General features: G+C 52.1%; 17 protein-coding genes. 10 read left to right on the forward strand and 7 right to left on the reverse strand.

What is annotated here, in order from left to right:
- The first annotated feature begins 1 nt into the window (after position 1).
- Together torA and torD are read left to right on the forward strand one after the other, a co-directional pair.
- Positions 2-2,500, forward strand: coding sequence for a trimethylamine-N-oxide reductase TorA (gene torA, locus OGV38_RS06175; RefSeq protein WP_216425850.1), 2,499 nt, complete (start codon positions 2-4; stop codon positions 2,498-2,500).
- Positions 2,490-3,122 (forward strand): molecular chaperone TorD, encoded by a 633-nt coding sequence (gene torD, locus OGV38_RS06180; protein WP_016156990.1) that lies wholly within the window; start codon positions 2,490-2,492, stop codon positions 3,120-3,122. Before torA ends, torD begins: the two co-directional genes overlap by 11 nt.
- Before the next feature lie 56 nt (positions 3,123-3,178).
- Here the strand turns inward: torD and yeiP are convergent, their stop codons facing one another.
- On the reverse strand, positions 3,179-3,751 hold the full coding sequence (gene yeiP, locus OGV38_RS06185) for an elongation factor P-like protein YeiP (protein WP_016153740.1): 573 nt from the start codon (positions 3,749-3,751) through the stop codon (positions 3,179-3,181).
- Between the two features lie 157 nt (positions 3,752-3,908).
- On the opposite strand from yeiP, the gene OGV38_RS06190 reads away from it, so the two are divergent.
- Positions 3,909-4,163 carry a YkgJ family cysteine cluster protein gene (locus OGV38_RS06190; protein ID WP_016153739.1) on the forward strand — a complete coding sequence of 85 codons (255 nt, stop codon included), beginning with the start codon at positions 3,909-3,911 and terminating at the stop codon, positions 4,161-4,163.
- Here the strand turns inward: OGV38_RS06190 and setB are convergent.
- Positions 4,160-5,341 carry a sugar efflux transporter SetB gene (gene setB / locus OGV38_RS06195; RefSeq protein WP_016153738.1) on the reverse strand — a complete coding sequence of 394 codons (1,182 nt, stop codon included), beginning with the start codon at positions 5,339-5,341 and terminating at the stop codon, positions 4,160-4,162. The two genes, OGV38_RS06190 and setB, sit on opposite strands and share 4 nt — an antisense overlap.
- Before the next feature lie 368 nt (positions 5,342-5,709).
- Here setB and fruB point away from each other — a divergent pair, with 368 nt between their 5' ends.
- From fruB to fruA, 3 genes are read left to right on the forward strand one after another with little or no spacing between them, the layout of a single operon-like run.
- Positions 5,710-6,840, forward strand: coding sequence for a fused PTS fructose transporter subunit IIA/HPr protein (fruB, locus tag OGV38_RS06200; RefSeq protein ID WP_016156988.1), 1,131 nt, complete (start codon positions 5,710-5,712; stop codon positions 6,838-6,840).
- Positions 6,840-7,778: a 1-phosphofructokinase gene (gene fruK / locus OGV38_RS06205; protein WP_003834544.1), complete on the forward strand. Its 939-nt coding sequence runs from the start codon at positions 6,840-6,842 to the stop codon at positions 7,776-7,778. Before fruB ends, fruK begins: the two co-directional genes overlap by 1 nt.
- Positions 7,779-7,794: 16 nt before the next feature.
- Positions 7,795-9,483, forward strand: coding sequence for a PTS fructose transporter subunit IIBC (fruA, locus tag OGV38_RS06210; RefSeq protein WP_286473059.1), 1,689 nt, complete (start codon positions 7,795-7,797; stop codon positions 9,481-9,483).
- Positions 9,484-9,562: 79 nt separating this feature from the next.
- On the opposite strand, the gene OGV38_RS06215 is transcribed toward fruA, so the two are convergent.
- On the reverse strand, positions 9,563-10,861 hold the full coding sequence (locus tag OGV38_RS06215) for an anaerobic C4-dicarboxylate transporter (RefSeq protein WP_141875433.1): 1,299 nt from the start codon (positions 10,859-10,861) through the stop codon (positions 9,563-9,565).
- Positions 10,862-10,937: 76 nt separating this feature from the next.
- Positions 10,938-11,657 carry a cysteate racemase gene (gene cuyB, locus OGV38_RS06220; protein ID WP_200047695.1) on the reverse strand — a complete coding sequence of 240 codons (720 nt, stop codon included), beginning with the start codon at positions 11,655-11,657 and terminating at the stop codon, positions 10,938-10,940.
- 353 nt (positions 11,658-12,010) lie between these two features.
- Here cuyB and hypT point away from each other — a divergent pair, with 353 nt between their 5' ends.
- The 4 genes from hypT (at position 12,011) to OGV38_RS06240 (ending at position 16,437) form a co-directional block, all read left to right on the forward strand.
- Complete coding sequence (hypT, locus tag OGV38_RS06225) at positions 12,011-12,922, forward strand: hypochlorite stress DNA-binding transcriptional regulator HypT (RefSeq protein ID WP_019077233.1); 912 nt, start codon at positions 12,011-12,013, stop codon at positions 12,920-12,922.
- 303 nt (positions 12,923-13,225) lie between these two features.
- A complete protein-coding gene (locus OGV38_RS06230; RefSeq protein ID WP_016153731.1) occupies positions 13,226-14,167 on the forward strand; it encodes a pseudouridine kinase in 942 nt (313 codons plus the stop codon).
- A complete protein-coding gene (locus tag OGV38_RS06235) occupies positions 14,155-15,090 on the forward strand; it encodes a pseudouridine-5'-phosphate glycosidase (protein WP_016156984.1) in 936 nt (311 codons plus the stop codon). Before OGV38_RS06230 ends, OGV38_RS06235 begins: the two co-directional genes overlap by 13 nt.
- Positions 15,091-15,186: 96 nt before the next feature.
- Entirely contained in the window at positions 15,187-16,437 is a 1,251-nt protein-coding gene (locus OGV38_RS06240) for a NupC/NupG family nucleoside CNT transporter (RefSeq protein WP_269517349.1), read from the forward strand.
- Positions 16,438-16,480: 43 nt separating this feature from the next.
- Here the strand turns inward: OGV38_RS06240 and OGV38_RS06245 are convergent, their stop codons facing one another.
- From OGV38_RS06245 to OGV38_RS06255, 3 genes are all read right to left on the reverse strand, one after another.
- Complete coding sequence (locus tag OGV38_RS06245; RefSeq protein ID WP_269517348.1) at positions 16,481-17,569, reverse strand: sugar kinase; 1,089 nt, start codon at positions 17,567-17,569, stop codon at positions 16,481-16,483.
- Positions 17,570-17,571: 2 nt separating this feature from the next.
- Complete coding sequence (gene nfo, locus OGV38_RS06250) at positions 17,572-18,429, reverse strand: deoxyribonuclease IV (RefSeq protein WP_046275457.1); 858 nt, start codon at positions 18,427-18,429, stop codon at positions 17,572-17,574.
- Positions 18,430-18,500: 71 nt separating this feature from the next.
- Positions 18,501-19,550 (reverse strand): YeiH family protein, encoded by a 1,050-nt coding sequence (locus OGV38_RS06255; RefSeq protein WP_016153726.1) that lies wholly within the window; start codon positions 19,548-19,550, stop codon positions 18,501-18,503.
- Between the last annotated feature and the right edge of the window lie 190 nt (positions 19,551-19,740).

Here is a 19,740-nt window from a genome sequence, read left to right on the forward strand (position 1 = left end):
TATGGATATTCATGATTTTAATCCGTCACGTCGACGGTTTTTAAGTGGAATGCTGGCAGTCGGTGCCGTCAGCGCTTTAGGGCCAAATCCACTGATCTCAAAGGTCTGGGCAGCGGGTGAAAACCCGGAGCAATGGATCCAGTCTGGCTCGCACTTTGGCGCTTTTGAAGCCAAAGTCGTGAACGGTGAATGGGTCGATACCCGCCCCTTCAAACATGACAAATACCCCTGCGATATGCTCAATGCCGTTCGGGAGGTGGTCTACAACCCATCGCGTGTGCGCTACCCGATGGTGCGGCTGGACTGGCTGCGCAAGCGTGAAAAGTCAGATCGCAACCAGCGCGGCGATAATCGCTTTGTCCGTGTGAGCTGGGATCAGGCGTTGGATCTGGTTTATGAAGAGCTTGAACGAGTACAAAAGACCTACGGATCTTCTGGTGTCTTTACCGGGCTGGCGGACTGGCAAATTGTTGGCAAATTTCATAAGGCCGGCGGCGCGATGGATCGGGGACTCGGCTTACACGGTAGCTATGTAACGACCGTCGGCGACTACTCGGCAGCCGCAGCGCAGGTGATTTTGCCGCATGTGATTGGTTCGCTGGAAGTTTATGAGCAGCAAACGTCACTCCCGCTGGTTATCGAAAATACCCAAACCATCGTGCTGTGGGGCTGCGATCCTATCAAGAATCTGCAGATCGAGTTCCTGGTTCCCGATCACGATGCGTTTGGCTATTGGCAGCAGATTAAAGAAGCGGTTGCGCAGGGTAAGATGCGCGTTATCAGCGTTGATCCGGTGCGTAGCAAGTCGCAAAACTATCTTGGCTGTGAGCAGCTGGCGCTGCGACCGCAAACGGATGTTGCGTTATTGCTGGCGCTGGCGCATACCCTGTACGAAGAAAAACTGTATGACGTGGCGTTCATTAACGATTATACCGTGGGCTTTGAACAGTTCTTGCCGTATCTGCTTGGGGAAAGCGACAAGCAGCCGAAAAACGCCGAATGGGCGGCGGAAATATGCGGCCTGACGGCGGAGCACATCCGCGACTTCGCCCGCCTGCTGGTCAAAGGCCGGACACAGTTTATGGGCGGCTGGTGCGTGCAGCGTATGCACCATGGCGAGCAGTATCCGTGGATGCTGGTGGTGCTGGCCAGCATGGTTGGTCAAATTGGCTTGCCGGGCGGCGGAGTAGGGTTTGGCTGGCACTATAACGGCGGCGGGACGGTCACTTCTGCCGGTCCCGTCCTGTCCGGCCTCGGGAGCATCAACAATCCCCCGGCCGCGAAATACAAAGCGGATTTCCGCGGCGCTTCAGAGCATATTCCTACCTCGCGAATGATCGATTGTCTGCTGGCGCCAGGCAAAAAGATCGCTTTCAATGGTGAAACATTAACTTTCCCTGATATCAAAATGGCGATTTTCAGCGCCGCCAATCCGTTCCATGCGCAGCAGGATCGTAACCGCATGATCGAGGCGTGGAAGAAGCTGGAAACCGTGGTCGTTCTGGATCATCAGTGGACAGCATCCTGTCGTTTTGCCGATATCGTCCTGCCGGTGACCACGCGCTTTGAGCGTAATGACATTGAGCAGTTCGGTACACACTCGAATAAAGGGCTGATGGCGATACATCAGGTGGTTAAACCGCAGTTTGAAGCGCGACATGACTTTGATGTCTTTGCCGGTCTGTGCAAACGCTTTGGTCAGGAAGAGACATACCGCGAAAAGCGGGATGAAATGCAGTGGATAAAAGCCATTTATGATGAGGGCGCGAAAACGGGAGCGTCCCTTGGCGTGAGTATGCCGAACTTCGAGAGCTTCTGGCAGGGCGAAGGATACATTGAATATCCTGCCGGGAAGCCGTGGGTGCGTCACGGAGAATTTCGCGAACAGCCGGATATCAACCCGTTAGGAACACCCTCTGGTCTGATTGAAATTTACAGCAAAACCATCGCGGGCTTTGCCTACGATGACTGCCCGGGGCATCCGGTGTGGATGGAACCCTTTGAGCGTACCCATGGCAGCAAAACAGATAAATATCCGCTGCATCTGCAGTCCTGCCATCCGGATAAACGTCTGCACTCCCAGCTGTGCTCAAGCGAGGCGTTTCGTAACACCTATGCGGTGGCAGGAAGAGAGCCGCTGTACATGAGCGAGTCGGATGCCCGCGCACGTGGCCTGAAAGCCGGGGATATTGCGCGCGTGTTTAACGCCAGAGGCCAGGTGCTGGCCGGGGTGGTGATCAGCCCGGATTACGCGCCTGGCGTCGTCCGGATTCATGAAGGCGCGTGGTATTCGCCGCAGGAAGGCGGGAAAGCGGGCACACTATGCACTTATGGCGATCCGAATGTGCTGAGTGCGGATATCGGTACATCACAACTGGCGCAGGGGCCTTCGGCGCATACGGTGCTGGTCGAGGTGGAGCGGTACCAGGAGAATGCCCCGCAGGTCACAGGCTTCGGCGGGCCGGAGGTTGTGAAAGAGGAGGGGGCAAGTGCAGCATAATCATATTCATCGACAGCGGGCGGCGGTGTACCAGTGGTTTTCGCAACTGCTGTTCCGCGAGCTGGACGAGGAGCAACTCATCCGCCTGGAAAGTGGGGAAAGCCGAAAGTGGCTGGCGTCGTTGACGGCTATCCCTGGGTTATCCGTTGATGTTAAAAACCTGGAACGTAGTCTCGTTCGGGCGCTGCGCCGGGAAAGCCGACAGCTGGAGCTGGCGGCGGACTATGCCTCGTTGTTTTTGCTGGCACCTCCCGGCGGCGTTTCTCCCTATGCGGGGCATTATCCGCATACGACCGCGCCTGATGAACGCAAGGAAATGAATGTGCTGTTAGTCGAGTATGGGCTGACCCCGCAGGACAACGAGCCTGCCGACCATATTGCTGTACAGCTGGCACTGATGGCGAGAATGGTTACCAAAAAGGAGACGTTATCGGCGCAATATTACTTTTTGCATCATCACATTATGTGCTGGGCACCCCTGCTACGGGAAAGTTGTTTACACCGGGACGAAGAGGGGGTTTATCCTCAGGCGGTTAACGTCATAACGCATTTTATGCGTGAGGATGAGCTGTATCTGGAATCTCTGTTGGTGGATGATTTTTACCTCAGCAGCCAGGGCTGAAAAGAACAAAGGGACAGCAAATGCTGTCCCTTTTCGCCGGTGTCGCAGCAGAAAAGTTAGTCTGCGCGGCCCATATAGCGACGTTCTTCGATATGAATACGGATTTTTTCACCTGCACTCAGATATTCAGGAACCAGGATAACCAGACCGGTGCTCATGGTCGCTGGTTTGTTACGCGCACTTGCTGACGCGCCTTTAATGCCCGGTGCCGTTTCAACGATTTCCAGGTCTACCGTTTGCGGCAGTTCAAGCGCCAGCAACTGACCGTCCCAGGTCAGTACCTGCATATCCGGCATTCCGCCTTCCGGGATGAACAGCAATTCTTCTTCGATCTGGTCTTTGGTGAAGGTATACGGGGTATAGTCTTCTTTATCCATGAAGACGTATTCGTTGCCATCGACATAGGAGAAATCAACGCCACGACGGCTCAGGGTGACGGTATCAACGATGTCATCACCTTTGAAGCGCTCTTCAACTTTCAGACCGGTACGAACATCAGAAAAACGCATTTTGTACAGCGTGGCGGCGCCACGTGCGGTTGGTGATTGAATATCAATATCTTTTACAATCAGCAGCTTGCCGTTGTAATTCAGTACCATACCTTTTTTAATTTCGTTCGCTCTTGGCATCGAAAAAATCCTGTAATGAGGAGTGTCTAAAATATCGCGTAAAACTACTCGCGCCGGGGCATTCAGGCAAGCGGAATTGATGCTTTTGCTGGTGCCCAAAAGGTGTTACTGTGCGCTTCCTGCACAATCCGATGGTTTACGATAAAGAGAGTACTGTATGGAATGCCGTCCGGATTGTGGTGCATGTTGCACCGCGCCTTCAATTTCCAGTCCCATCCCCGGCATGCCTGATGGCAAGCCCGCTAATACACCATGCGTTCAGCTGGATGAATCCCTGCGTTGTAAAATTTTTGCTTCGCCTCTGCGGCCAAAAGTGTGCGCCGGTTTACAGCCCAGTGCGGAAATGTGCGGACAGACGACACACCAGGCCATGGTCTATCTCATCGAGCTCGAGGCGCTGACCGCACCTTAAACGTCTTTGATGCGCGTCAGGCACGCGACGGTGGCGACGATCATCACCAGCGCAAACCAGAATACCGCGTGATAGTTCCAGATTTCAGCGGCAATACCCGCCAACGATCCGGCAATAATCCAGCCCACGCGAATGGTATTTGTATAGAGAGTTGTGGCTGAACCCGCTTGTCCCGGCATCAGATCCTGGAAATAGAGCATGCCAATCCCGCCGAGGATGCCGATGTAAATCGCGTTCAGCAGCTGTAAGCCAAGCAATATCGCCGGAGAGTGGGCCAACAGCATGCCGGCATAAAAGAAAAATCCGGCGACAACGGCGATTCTCATCAACAGGCGTTTGCCCAGACGCTTCGCGAAGTATCCGGCAATCAACATGGTTGGGATTTCCAACCCCGCGGCAGTTCCCATCATGATGCCCGCCAGCTTTTCCGGCAGATGCAGTTCGTTGATAATAAACAACGGCATATTAATGATATAGAGACTGTTAGTCCCCCACATTAATGTGCAGATAACAAACAGCAGCAGCGTGTCGCGTCGATTGCGGCGCGGGGCTTCTACCGCGCCTGTCGCGAGAGGCACATTTTTACTCATCGAGGGTAAGAACAGCCAGACCATTACGCCGCAGACAACAAACGCCACCGCCGCGCTGAGGTACATCACCGTAAAGCTAAACCCCATGGCCAGCGCGTAGGCCAGCGGCGGGCCAATCACCCAAGCCAGCGAAACCTGCGCACGTAATATTGAACTGAACATGACGGCTTCCCGACCCGTACGGTCGGCGTGCTCGCGGGCGAGAGCAAACATTTGCGGGTTGGCGGTCGAACCAAAACTGCTGAGGAATACCCCGACAAACAGCAGAATAAAATAGTTACGGTTCCAGGCGAACAGCACGCAGGCCAACATCCCCAGCACGCAGCAAAACACAATCAGGTTTTTGCGATCGCCTTTTTTATCCGAACGTCCGGCCAGAAACTGACTCACCAAAATGCCGATTACGGCGCTACCGGTAAAAAAGAACCCGACCATGCCGGGACGGGCATGGACTTCATCCGTCAGAAAAAGGCTGAGCGTTGGCGTCTGCAACGCACCGGCGATACCCGTCAGAAATGCGACAAGCAGGAACGCCGAAGACGTTAAATCAAACGCCTTGGGTGTGGCGGCTACGGGGGTGTTGTGCATGTTTTGATATCAATAATGTGAAGAGACGCGGAGTTTACGCTGCTTGTCAGAAAATAAACAGGGAGCCAAATCAAAATCGGCATCAAAAATCAAAATAGCATTTCAGTCAGAGAATGCTGCTTGCTGACGCTGCTGAATCTGACAAGCTGACGCCGTTTTTGCGTCAGCAATTTTTTCTCCTCCGCGGAGAAAATGTGCGTTATCTCTAAATTCAGCAAGTAATTTGTCAACTTTACTTGTGTGCTGAAGAAAAAAGAGCAAGACTTCTTGAAACGTTTCAGCGTCATCTTGCCATAACTGATGGAGTCAGGTGACGCCTTTTTTCTCATGTTAGCTGAATCGTTTCAAATCAGCGGGAGAGGAGAACCATGTTCCAGTTATCTGTTCAGGATATTCACCCGGGCGAACAGGCCGGGAATAAAGAAGAGGCTATTCGCCAGGTTGCCGCTGCCTTAGTGCTGGCAGGTAACGTAGCGGAAGGCTACGTCGATGGCATGCTGGCGCGTGAACAACAGACGTCCACGTTCCTCGGCAACGGTATTGCTATTCCTCACGGTACGACGGACACGCGCGATCGGGTGCTGAAAACCGGCGTGCAGGTGTTTCAGTTTCCGCAGGGTGTGATCTGGGGTGAAGGGCAGGTTGCTTATGTGGCAATCGGCATCGCCGCCAGCTCTGATGAGCACCTCGGTTTACTGCGTCAGCTGACGCACGTGCTGAGCGATGACTCCGTCGCTGAACAGCTGAAATCTGCGACCACGGCGGAAGAGTTGCGCGCGTTGCTGATGGGGGAAAAGCAAAGCGAACAGCTGAAGCTTGATAACGAAACGCTGTCGCTGGACGTCGTTGCCAACTCGCTGGTCACGCTGCAGGCGCTCAACGCCGCACGGCTGAAAGAGGTCGGCGCGGTTGACGCCACCTTTGTGGCCAGAGCCATTAATGAGCAACCGATGAATCTCGGTCAGGGGATCTGGCTGAATGACTGTGCTGAAGGCAATGTGCGCAGCGCCGTTGCGGTCAGCCGCGCAGCAACAGCGTTCGATGTACAAGGTGAAGCGGCAGCCCTACTGGTGACCGTCGCCATGAATGACGAACAACCGGTTGCGGTGCTGAAGCGCCTTGGCGATCTGCTGCTGAATAATAAAGCTGACCGTTTGTTGAAAGCCGATGCGGCAACGGTGTTGGCGCTGCTGACCAGCGATGATGCCTTAACTGATGATGTACTGAGCGCCGAATTTATTGTGCGCAATGAGCATGGTTTACACGCCCGCCCGGGCACCATGCTGGTGAATACGATTAAACAATTTAACAGTGAAATTACCGTGACAAATCTTGATGGAACCGGCAAGCCGGCGAATGGACGCAGTCTGATGAAAGTTGTGGCATTAGGCGTGAAGAAAGGACATCACCTGCGCTTTACCGCCCAGGGTGAAGATGCTGAACAGGCGCTGAAAGCGATTGGCGAAGCCATCGCGGCGGGTCTTGGGGAGGGCGCGTAATGAGCAGACGTGTTGCTACTATCACCCTTAACCCAGCCTACGATCTGGTGGGTTTCTGCCCGGAAATTGAACGCGGTGAAGTGAACCTGGTTAAAACGACCGGTCTGCACGCGGCAGGGAAAGGGATTAACGTCGCTAAGGTTTTGAAAGATTTAGGTATCGATGTAACGGTGGGTGGTTTCCTCGGTAAAGACAACCAGGATGGTTTTCAGCAGTTGTTCAGCGAGCTGGGTATCGCCAACCGTTTTCAGGTTGTACAGGGGCGTACGCGTATCAACGTCAAGCTGACCGAAAAAGACGGCGAAGTATCCGATTTCAATTTCTCCGGCTTTGAAGTTACCCCGGCTGACTGGGAACGCTTTGTGAATGACTCGCTGAGCTGGCTGGGCCAGTTCGACATGGTGTGCGTCAGCGGCAGTTTGCCGACCGGCGTTAGCCCGGAAGCATTCACCGACTGGATGACGCGCCTGCGCAGTCAGTGTCCTTGCATTATCTTTGATAGTAGTCGTGAAGCACTGGTGGCCGGTCTGAAAGCGGCACCGTGGCTGGTAAAACCAAACCGTCGTGAACTGGAAATCTGGGCAGGCCGTAAGCTGCCAGAAATGAAAGATGTGATTGAAGCTGCACATGCGTTGCGCGAGCAGGGTATTGCTCACGTGGTGATTTCACTTGGCGCGGAAGGTGCGCTGTGGGTTAACGCTTCGGGTGAGTGGATTGCTAAACCGCCGTCAGTCGAGGTGGTAAGCACCGTAGGCGCGGGTGATTCAATGGTTGGCGGCCTGATTTACGGCCTGCTGATGCGTGAATCCAGTGAACACACCCTGCGTCTGGCAACCGCTGTTGCCGCCCTGGCGGTAAGCCAAAGCAATGTGGGCATTACCGATCGTCCTCAGTTGGCCGCAATGATGGCGCGTGTCGACTTAAAACCGTTTAACTGACAGCAGGAGAGGCATAATGAAAACGCTGCTGATTATTGACGCTAATCTCGGCCAGGCTCGCGCTTATATGGCGAAAACCCTGCTTGGAGCGGCGGCGCAGAAAGCACATCTGGAAATTATTGATAATCCTAATGATGCCGAACTGGCAATTGTTCTGGGCGACACGCTTCCTGCCGACAGTTCGCTGAACGGCAAAAAAGTCTGGCTGGGCGATATTGGTCGTGCGGTTGCGCATCCTGAACTTTTCCTCAGTGAAGCGAAAGGCCACGCAAAACCTTATAGCGCTCCGGTTGCGACAGCGTCCGTGGCCAGTAGTGGTCCAAAACGCGTGGTGGCGGTGACGGCTTGTCCAACTGGCGTAGCCCATACGTTTATGGCCGCTGAAGCTATTGAAACGGAAGCGAAAAAACGTGGCTGGTGGGTGAAGGTTGAAACCCGTGGTTCTGTTGGCGCAGGCAATGCCATTACGCCGGAAGAGGTGGCTCAGGCGGATCTGGTGATTGTGGCGTCTGACATTGAAGTTGATCTGGCGAAGTTTGCCGGAAAACCAATGTACCGTACTTCTACAGGCCTTGCGCTGAAGAAAACAAAGCAGGAGCTGGATAAAGCGCTGGAAGAAGCAACGCCGTACCAGCCTGTCGGCAAAGCGCAGTCTGCAACCACTGAAGGTAAGAAAGAGAGCGCTGGCGCGTATCGTCACCTGCTGACGGGCGTATCCTACATGCTGCCGATGGTGGTTGCTGGCGGTCTGTGTATTGCACTCTCATTCGCTTTTGGTATCGAAGCGTTCAAGGAACAGGGTACGCTGGCGGCGGCGCTGATGCAGATTGGCGGTGGTTCAGCTTTCGCGCTGATGGTGCCGGTTCTGGCGGGCTACATCGCGTTTTCCATCGCTGACCGTCCGGGTCTGACGCCTGGTCTTATCGGCGGTATGCTGGCGGTGAGCACCGGTTCCGGCTTTATTGGCGGGATTATTGCCGGTTTCCTTGCCGGTTATGTGGCGAAGCTCATCAGCACGAAGCTGAAACTTCCGCAGAGTATGGAAGCGCTGAAACCGATCCTGATCATTCCGCTGCTCTCAAGCCTGGTGGTTGGTCTGGCCATGATCTACCTGATCGGTAAACCAGTGGCGGGCATTCTGGAAGGTCTGACCCACTGGCTGCAAACCATGGGAACCGCGAACGCGGTGCTGCTTGGAGCGATTCTGGGCGGCATGATGTGTACCGATATGGGCGGTCCGGTTAACAAAGCGGCGTATGCTTTCGGTGTGGGCCTGCTTAGTACGCAAACCTATGCGCCGATGGCGGCCATTATGGCGGCGGGTATGGTGCCTCCGCTGGCCCTGGGCCTGGCAACGCTGGTGGCGCGTCGTAAGTTCGACAAAGCGCAGCAGGAAGGCGGTAAAGCTGCGCTGGTACTGGGCCTGTGCTTTATTACCGAAGGGGCTATCCCATTCGCTGCCCGTGACCCGATGCGCGTTCTGCCTTGCTGTATCGTTGGCGGCGCGATTACCGGGGCTATCTCGATGGCGGTGGGGGCTAAGCTGATGGCGCCGCACGGCGGTCTGTTCGTGCTGTTAATCCCTGGCGCAATCACTCCGGTGGTTGGATACCTGCTGGCCATTATTGCCGGTACGCTGGTAGCCGGTCTCTCCTACGCGGTGCTGAAACGCCCGGAAGCAGAGGTTGTGGCAAAGGCGGCCTGATTTAACGCTGACATCCGGGGCAGAGATTTCTCTGCCCCTTTTTCTATCCATAAGATCTGCCTGGTAGTGTTAAACCGGTTCAGGCAATCATTGGCGCGATGATAAAACCAAAGGCAACGCCAGCAATGATCCCGCCAAGCCCTGGCAACATAAACGGATGGTTTAAGACATACTTACCCACGCGCGTTGTCCCGGTGGTGTCGAACTCCATTGCCGCCAGCGAAGTCGGATAAGTTGGCAGAACAAACACGCCGGTCACTGCGACATAGGAAGCCAGAATGGCCCATGTGGGTACGCCGAGCGCGACGGCAAGAGGGATAATCAGTGGCGTGGTGGCTCCCTGCGAATAGAGAAGCGCGCAGGTACCAAACAGCACCAGCGCCAACAGCATCGGATAAGCCCGTAGAATATCGCCCGCGATATCCTTTATCTCCGTTAAGTGGGCATCAATGAAAGTTGTGCCCAGCGTAACAATCCCCAGAATAACTGCCAACGAACTCATACCCGCCCGAAACGTGGATGTCAGGACAATCGCGTCTGTTGATGTTTTGCATAGCACCACCATCAGACACGCGGCAGCTAGCATGCAGATAATGATAATATCCCGGGTATTCATGGGGTTACCTGCATCGAATCCAGGGCGCAATTGAGGGCATGCGGCAAGAATAACGATGACCACCGTTGCCAGCATAAACAGGGCAACTGACAGTCTGGCACCTGGCGTTGTGCTGTTTTGCCCTGCATATTTACGCACCAGTCCTTTTTGCAGGCGTTCCAGATAGACTTCATCATCCTGTAGCTCACATCCCTGACGTGAGGCGATAAAAGCGGCGACCATCGCGGCGACAAATGAGGCAGGCAGACATACCGCCATGACCTGAATAAAGCTGATACCGTTGCCTTCCATAATAGTCAACATAGCGGCCATTGCGGCACTGATCGGCGAACCGGATATCGCCACCTGAGAAGCGACTACGGAGCCTGCGAGCGTACGGGAAGGGCGAATACCTGACTCTTTGGCAACTTCGGCAATCACTGGCAGAGTAGAAAAGACGATGAACCCTGTTCCCGCCATAATCGTCATCGACCAGGTGATAATCGGCGCAATAATATTGATATATTTAGGGTTACGGCGCATAAAATTACCGGCAATACGAACCAGATAATCCATGCCTCCGGCGGCCTGTAGCGCCGATGCCGCCACCACCACCGTCATAATAATAAGAATAACGTCAACGGGTGGTGAACCAATTTGCAGCCCAAATCCTAGCGTTAAAATAGCCAGCCCCAGCCCGCCGCATAAACCAATACCAATTCCGCCAAGGCGGATACCGAAAAATATTGCGCCCAACACTACGATAATTTCTAGCCAAATCATAATGGCCTCCGCCAGAGAGTAATTTGTAATTAAAATGGATTTTTATTTAATGCAACAATTAAACAGGTAGGGACATTCATTGTGCCAAAAGGTGATTTTTACCCACGCGTTTCTCGTACCATTTAATACCGGCACGAACCAACGAACCGGTTGAATCAATATATTTTTCAGGTGACTTTTTGACGGCTTCAGCAAGAATGACAGGAACTTCAGTACATCCGAGTACGATGACTTGTGCCCCGCGTGAGAAGAGTGCTTCAGCCTGTTCATTCATCAGCGTTTGCGCCCGCTTAGCCTCACCAGCTTTTAAGCAATAGATACTTTCCATCACTTTTTCCTGACTGGATGAGTCAGGGCTGATGCAGGTTAACCCAAGAGATTCTATGCCTTTTTGATAGAGACCCATGTATAAAGTGGCGTTGGTGGCGAGTAATCCGATTTGCGATTTCCCGCAGTTTTTAACCTCATTGATGGTCGTTTCAACGATACTGAGCAGCTCTGTATGGCAGCACGCTTTTAATTCATTAAACCAAAAGTGGGCGGTGTTACAGGGGATCACAATACACTCGGCGCCAGCATCTTCGAGTTTATGCATATAATCGCGCATTGCCGGAAGTGGGGAATGACCATGATGCATTAACGCGTCGGTTCGGTCAGGAATGTCAGGAATAGATGAAATAATTAAGGGGATATGTTCCTGGTCACGTTGCGCAGCGGTAAAAGTGACGAATTTATTAAACAGATCGACCGTTGCAGCAGGTCCCATACCACCAAGCACGCCAATTAAACCTTTCACGATATATACCTCAATTCACCGATAATTAATATTCAGAGCCGGGTTGTGTCTGCTGATAATGTTTAACAGCAGTGAGACGTGAGGAGAAATGCAATAATGTATGGTTCAATGCAAAAACCGCATGACTGTTGTTTATTGTGTAACCTCAGCAGGCCGGTATTCGGCCAGAGGCTACGCGTTACGCGGCGGGCAAGCGGTCGTAACCGATAGGGAGAGAAGTATGTTAATGTTAAAAATGAAGCCTTGATGCAAAAAACGAATCACCAGGCGCTAATGATGAATGTCATCTCCGGAACTATTCAGGCATGATGCTTTAAGGCTAATAGGCATATTTAAATATCCGCGTGATAAGCATGAAAAATATTGAGACAAAATGGTTATATGACTTTCTGACGTTGGAGGCATGCCGTCATTTTTCCCAGGCGGCTGAGGAGCGTAACATATCCCAACCGGCGTTTAGTCGGCGGATCAAGGCGCTCGAATCAGCCGTGGGTGTGCTGCTTTTTGATCGCACAACGAGCCCACTGCAACTCACGGAGGAGGGCAAGCTATTTCATTCGCAAACCCGTAGTTTGTTGCAACAGCTGGAATGTAATCTGGATGAGCTAAGCGGCCACAATTTACTGGGTGTACCCAATATCAAAATAGCGGCGGCACATTCTCTGTCGCTGACGATGTTGCCCAGATTGGTGCACTCAATGGCGGCCTGGGGTGAGGAGTTTGTCTATCACGTTGAAGCTATTGATGTTGTTCAGGCGGTGAATACTCTGCGCGAGGGGAAAAGCGATTTTATTATCTCCTTTCGGGATGAAGATTTAATGCAGTCACCTTTCTGCGGCTTGAAGGTTTTTGAGTCTGAACTGTACCCCGTGTGTGCTGCTGATGCGCAGGGTAAGGCGTTGTTTGATATCTATCAGTCGCAGGCACCAATTCTGAACTATACCAGCACATCCTACATGGGAAGATTGGTAAACCGTCATCTGGCGGAAGTAGGCGGCATTTCAGCCCGTACGCTGTTTATGTCTTCGATGAGTGAGTTATTAAAAAATATGGCATTGGATGGGCATGGTATCGCCTGGCTGCCGGCGTGGACAATCGTAAACGAACTGCGCGAAAAGCGGCTGGTTTGTCTGCAGACGCCGGAACTGATGGTGCCTATTCAGGCTTATATTTACCGAATGGATACCCGGTTGAATAAAACGGCTGAGCACTTCTGGCGGATTTTGTACAACCATATGCCAGAGGACCTTGTTTCGCTCAGTTGATACGAACCGGATCGTCTGGCGCATCTGAAAAATCTCCGGTTATGCCGGAGTTAAACTCTTTAGACTGCTTGAATTGTGTACTACCTCTCATTTTCTCTTTCCTTTACAGACTGTATCTATAAAAAATTGTGATTCTGTTCATATCTATTGAGTTTAGATCTTGAATATGGATTTACTTTGTCAAAAACACGCTTACTATGAACATATGTTTGATAGTGAACATGTGCTCTAATAACCTGATGTGTGGCGTTGGTTATTTTTAACGAACTCATTTGTGGCAAGTTAATTGCCAGGGGACGTGCTATGCGTGAAAAGGAATACATAGTAACTATTGGCTCGGCCAATATGGATGTTGCTGGGTATTCGCATGCTTCTCTAAATTATGCGGATTCGAATCCAGGAAAGATAAAATTCACCCCCGGCGGAGTTGGACGTAACATTGCACATAATCTCGCGCTGCTGGGGAAAAATTCATGGTTACTGACGGCGGTTGGTAATGATTTTTATGGACAATCGTTATTGGCGCAAACCAATCAATCCGGAGTTCATGTTGATAAGTGTCTTATCGTTCCCGGAGAGAATACGTCCAGTTATTTATCATTGCTTGATAACACCGGTGAAATGTTGGTTGCCATTAATGATATGAGCATTACCGAACATATTTCAGCAGATTTTTTATCACAGCATCATGATTTTATTCGGCAGGCGAAAGTCATCGTCGCCGATTGCAATATCAGCGAAGATGCCCTGGCATGGGTGCTGGAAAATGCCGGAGAGGTTCCGGTGTTTGTTGACCCGGTATCGGCATGGAAATGCGTCAAAATTCGCGAGCGGCTTGGACAAATTCACACTCTTAAACCCAACCGGCTTGAAGCCGAAACGCTAAGCGGTATTGCGCTATCCGGGCGTGATGACGTGGGTAAAGTCGCCGCCTGGTTTCATGATCGCGGCTTAAATAGGCTGGTGCTCAGCATGGGCGGCGACGGTGTTTATTACAGTGATATTGCGGGGAGTCGTGGTTGGTCGCTGCCGATTAAAACTCACGTCATTAATGTTACCGGGGCTGGCGATGCGATGATGGCTGGACTGGCTTCCTGCTGGGTAGACGGCATGCCCTTTATTGATTCGGTTCGATTTGCGCAGGGTTGTTCATCAATGGCGTTAGCCTGTGAATATACCAATAACCCTGATTTGTCTGTTGCGAATGTAAGCTCATTAGTGGAGAACACAGAATGTCTGAATTAACTCTTTCCTCTGAATTATTACAAATATCTCCAGAAGTACAGGAAGCATTAAACAGTAAGAAGCCGATTGTTGCACTTGAATCAACCATTATTTCTCATGGAATGCCATTTCCGCAGAATGCCCAGACAGCGATTGAAGTAGAAGAAACTATTCGTAAACACGGTGCGGTTCCTGCGACCATTGCCATTATTGGCGGAATAATGAAAGTTGGTTTAAGCAAAGATGAAATTGAGCTGCTTGGGCGAGAAGGTCATAGCGTTACGAAAGTAAGTCGTCGTGATTTGCCGTTTGTGGTCGCGGCAGGAAAAAATGGTGCAACGACGGTTGCCTCAACCATGATTATTGCCGCCCTGGCGGGAATTAAAGTATTTGCGACAGGGGGAATAGGTGGGGTTCATCGTGGTGCTGAACATACCTTTGATATTTCCGCGGATCTGCAAGAACTGGCGCATACCAATGTCACGGTAATTTGTGCCGGGGCGAAATCTATTCTTGATCTCGGCTTAACTACTGAATATTTAGAAACCTTTGGTGTGCCGTTAATTGGTTATCAAACCAACGCGTTGCCAGCATTTTTCTGCCGTACCAGTCCGTTTGAGGTCAGTATCCGTCTGGACAGCGCGCAAGAGATTGCCCGTGCCATGGCGGTGAAATGGCAAACGGGTCTCGACGGTGGTCTGGTTGTTGCGAACCCCATCCCAGAGCAGTTTGCGATGGCTGAAGAGAAAATTAATGCGGCAATCGATCGGGCGGTAAAAGAAGCGGAAGATCAGGGCGTTGTGGGCAAAGAGAGTACGCCGTTCCTGTTAGCACGGGTTGCAGAGCTGACCGGTGGTGACAGCCTGAAATCAAATATTCAGCTGGTGTTCAACAATGCGGTACTGGCCTGTGAAATTGCGAAGGAGTATCAGCGCCTCGTCTGACAGAATTTCCCGGGCAGAATGCGGTCGCCCGCGAATATCAAACCTACCAAAACCTGGCGATAACGCCGGGTTTCCTGGCATGAAGGGAATTTCATTATGGATATAATGAGAAGTGTTGTGGGTATGGTGGTATTACTGGCCATCGCGTTTCTGCTGTCAGTAAATAAAAAACGTATAAGTCTGCGCACGGTCGGGGCTGCACTGGTACTGCAAATCGCAATCGGCGGCATTATGCTGTACTTCCCGCCAGGAAAATGGCTGGTTGAACAGGCTGCGCTCGGTGTCCACAAGGTGATGTCATACAGTGACGCGGGAAGCGCATTTATCTTTGGCTCGCTGGTGGGGCCAAAAATGGATGTGCTGTTTGACGGAGCCGGGTTTATCTTCGCTTTTCGGGTGCTTCCGGCCATCATTTTTGTGACCGCACTGATCAGTCTTCTCTACTACATTGGCGTGATGGGGCTGTTGATCCGCATCCTCGGCGGTATTTTCCAGAAAGCGCTGAACATCAGTAAGATCGAGTCATTTGTCGCCGTAACGACGATTTTCCTCGGGCAAAACGAGATCCCGGCGATCGTGAAGCCGTTTATTGACCGCCTGAATCGCAATGAGCTGTTTACCGCTATCTGTAGTGGAATGGCTTCTATTGCCGGCTCAATGATGATTGGTTACGCGGGGATGGGGGTACCGATTGATTATCTGCTGGCCGCATCCTTAATGGCGATCCCCGGCGGTATTCTGTTTGCCCGTATGCTGAGTCCGGCGACGGAAGCGTCAAAAGTCACTTTCGAGAACCTGTCATTTACCGAAACGCCGCCAAAAAGCATCATTGAAGCGGCAGCCAGTGGCGCGATGACTGGCCTGAAAATCGCCGCCGGCGTGGCGACGGTGGTGATGGCGTTTGTCGCCATTATCGCAATGATCAACGGGATTATCGGCGGGATTGGCGGCTGGTTTGGCTATGGTCACGCCACGCTCGAAGGGATCTTTGGCTGGGTTCTGGCGCCGCTGGCGTGGATTATGGGCGTGGACTGGAGCGATGCAACGCTGGCAGGCAGCCTGATAGGGCAGAAGCTGGCGATTAACGAGTTTGTGGCTTATCTCAACTTCTCACCCTATTTACAGACGGGCGGCACGCTGGATGTGAAGACCATTGCGATTATCTCGTTTGCGCTGTGCGGTTTCGCTAACTTTGGTTCGATTGGCGTTGTCGTCGGGGCATTTTCGGCGATAGCGCCACAGCGTGCCCCGGAAATCGCGCAGCTTGGCATGCGCGCGCTGGCAGCAGCAACGCTGTCAAACCTGATGAGCGCCACTATAGCCGGTTTCTTTATCGGGCTGGCATAGCGAAAATAATGCCGGATACGCGTAGCGCCATCCGGCATTACATTTAAGCAGTTTGCAGCAAATACAAGGCGTTATCTGCTGAGAGGGTTGGGTTGTTGATGCTGACGCTGGCTCGCGATAATGCCGCGCAGGCCATAGCAAAGTGAGCGCTTTCACGAAATTCACTACCTTCCAGAAAGCTGTACAGCAATCCCGCCATAAAAGCATCGTCGGCGCCAAAACTGTCTACAACCGTATGCTCAGGAGGCGTCAGTAAAAACTGTTCTCCGTCCTTTTCGCTGCAAAAAACGGATTCATCTTCCAGGCAAACAAAGATTCGTTTTACCCCTTGCTGATGGAGACTATTGATGGCCAGTACGCGATCGGCATCTGAATGAATAGGTTGACCCCACAAAATCGCCAGCTCTTTCTGCGTTGGTTTTAGCGTATGAATACGCGTAAACCAGGTCTTCATTTTTGCCGCTTTGAACTCTGAAACGGTGTCAATGAATACCGGAATATCATCAGCAATAGTAAAGACCCACTCAATGGCTTCGGCAGTCAGATTGCAATCTGCCAGTACGACACCGGAATGGCGGATCAAATCTCGCGAACTGTTCAGTAACTGCGGCGTCAATTGTTGCAGGATATGGGTATCGTTAATTGCCAGTACGGTCTCTTCCTGCTGATTAGCGATCGACAGGTAAGTTGAGGTGTTATGTCCATGCAGGCGTATGCAACTGGAAACGTTAACACCGGCCTGACGCGTTTGTTCCAGCAATGTTTCGCCATAGAAATCACTGCCAACAGCGGAAATTAAGTGGACGTCACGGCCCAGTAGCGCCAGGTTGTGGGCGATGTTGCGTCCCACGCCGCCTGCCGAGCAGTGAATGCTACCAGGGTTAGAGGCAGCCTGAGGATAGTGGATGTCAGCAACACCGCGAATATCCATATTGATCGCCCCGACAACCACGCAATAATCCTGTTCGGTAAGGATATAACCTTTACCTTTGATCATGCCTTTACGCATCAAATCCATAATATGCGCAGCAACGCGTGAACGGCTGATCTGCAAAATATCGGCGATTTCATTCTGCTGAATCAACGGATTGCGACGCAGGATCTTAAGGATCTGCTTTTCCCTGTCGTTCATGATTATGCCACCGCTTTTTCTGTTTGCTGGGCTTTCAGCCAGGCAATCTCTTCTGCCCAGATATCAGGATTAATCGTTTCCAGCACCAGCGGAATGCCGTCAAAACGATTGTCCTGCATGATCCAACGGAAGGCATCGTGGCCAATATTGCCTTCACCTAAGCTGTGGTGACGGTCAACGCGACTGCCAAATGCGCTCTTGGCGTCGTTCAGGTGCATACCGCGTAGGTACCTGAAGCCGACAATACGTTCAAATTCCGCAAACGTCTTTTCGCATTCCTCGACGGAGCGCAAATCGTAACCGGCCGCGAAGGCATGGCAGGTATCAATACAGACGCCGACGCGGGACTTATCTTCAACGCCGTCGATAATGGCGGCAAGGTGCTCAAACTTAAATCCAAGGTTGCTGCCTTGTCCGGCGGTATTTTCGATAACTGCCGTAACGCCCTGGGTCTGAGCAAGGGCGATGTTGATGGATTCGGCAATGCGCGCCAGACACTCATCTTCCGGGATCTGCATCAAATGGCTGCCCGGGTGAAAGTTCAGCAAGGATAAGCCCAGCAGTTCACAGCGCTGCATTTCATCTATAAACGCATCACGTGATTTTTCCAGCGCATCGCTAACCGGATGACCGAGGTTAATCAGGTAACTGTCGTGAGGCAGGATCTGGGCGGCGGTATAGTGATACTTCTCGCAGGCAGATTTAAAATCATCAATGATTTCGGTGGTCAGCGGCGCGGCACGCCACTGGCGCTGATTTTTGGTGAACAGGGCGAATGCGGTCGCTTCGATTTCTGCGGCTCGAATAGCGGCGTTAGCCAGACCGCCAGCGGCGCTTACGTGCGCTCCGATATATTTCATAAATTTAACCCGCCATACTCAAATACAAAAAGGGAGAGTATAGCGGGTTAATAGAGGTGAGTCGTGATCGTTTATGCCATCAGCGCGTGGATAGCGACGTTAATCGCACCGCCACCCACAATCAGCCAGACAAACAGCAGCAGGGCCATCAGTAACGGTTTGGCACCGGCTTTTTTCAGCGCGCTAACGTGCGTGGTCAGCCCCAGGGCAGCCATCGCCATTGCCAGCAAAATGGTGTCCAGCGTTACCAGCATGTTCACTACTGACTGTGGCAGCAGGTGGAACGAGTTAAAAATTGCGACCACAATGAACAGGATGGCAAACCATGGAATGGTTATTTTGCTCTTCTCACCGCCCGTGGCCGGAGACAGTTGTTTAACGCGTGCGGCCAGGAGGATAAGGAACGGTGCCAGCATCATGACGCGCAGCATTTTGGCAATAACCGCGGCGTTTTCCGCATCCGGGCTAATGGCGTGCCCGGCAGCCACAACCTGTGCAACTTCATGCATGGTGGAGCCAATGTAAATGCCGTAGGTTTCTGGGCTAAACCAGTGTGAAAGCAACGGATACATCGCCGGATACAGGAAGATAGCGATAGTACCGAAGATAACCACGGTGGCGACAGCGACGGTCACTTTACTGGCTTCTGCTTTCACCACTGGTTCGGTTGCCAGCACGGCGGCGGCACCACAAATGCTGCTACCCGCGCCAATCAGCCAGCTGGTGTGACGGTCCAGACCAAATACTTTCTGCCCCAGGAAACAGGCAATCATAAAGGTACTGCTTAGCGTTAACACATCAATCACGATACCGCTGACGCCGACGTCAGCAATTTGCGCGAAGGTGAGGCGGAAACCGTAGAGGATAATCCCCAGACGTAATAAATGTTGTTTCGCGAACAGCACGCCGCCGTCACAGCTTTTCCAGATGTGCGGATAGACGGTGTTGCCGAGAATCATCCCCAATAAGATGGCTAAGGTGAGGGCGCTGAACCCGGCACCTGCGACGGCGGGAATGGATCCTCCCCATAAGGCGACCCCAGTGATAACTGCACTCAGGGCAAGCCCCGGAATAAAATGCCACGCTGTACGACGATGAGTCTGTAAGGTGAGTTCTGTCATATCCTTCTCCTTTATCTGGGTAAAAGAGTAAGGCGAAGTGGTTTAAAAATAAAATTGATTATATATTTATAATTAATCTATATAAGTGGTATACCCGTCATACTTCAAGTTGCATGTGCGTTGGCTGCGCTCGTTCACCCCAGTCACGTACTTAAGTACGCTCCGGGGGATGCTCTCTCTTGCCGCCTTC

Origin of the sequence: Citrobacter sp. Cb080 (assembly GCF_030334745.1) — a bacterium.
In the GTDB taxonomy this organism is placed as follows: Bacteria; Pseudomonadota; Gammaproteobacteria; order Enterobacterales; family Enterobacteriaceae; genus Citrobacter; species Citrobacter braakii.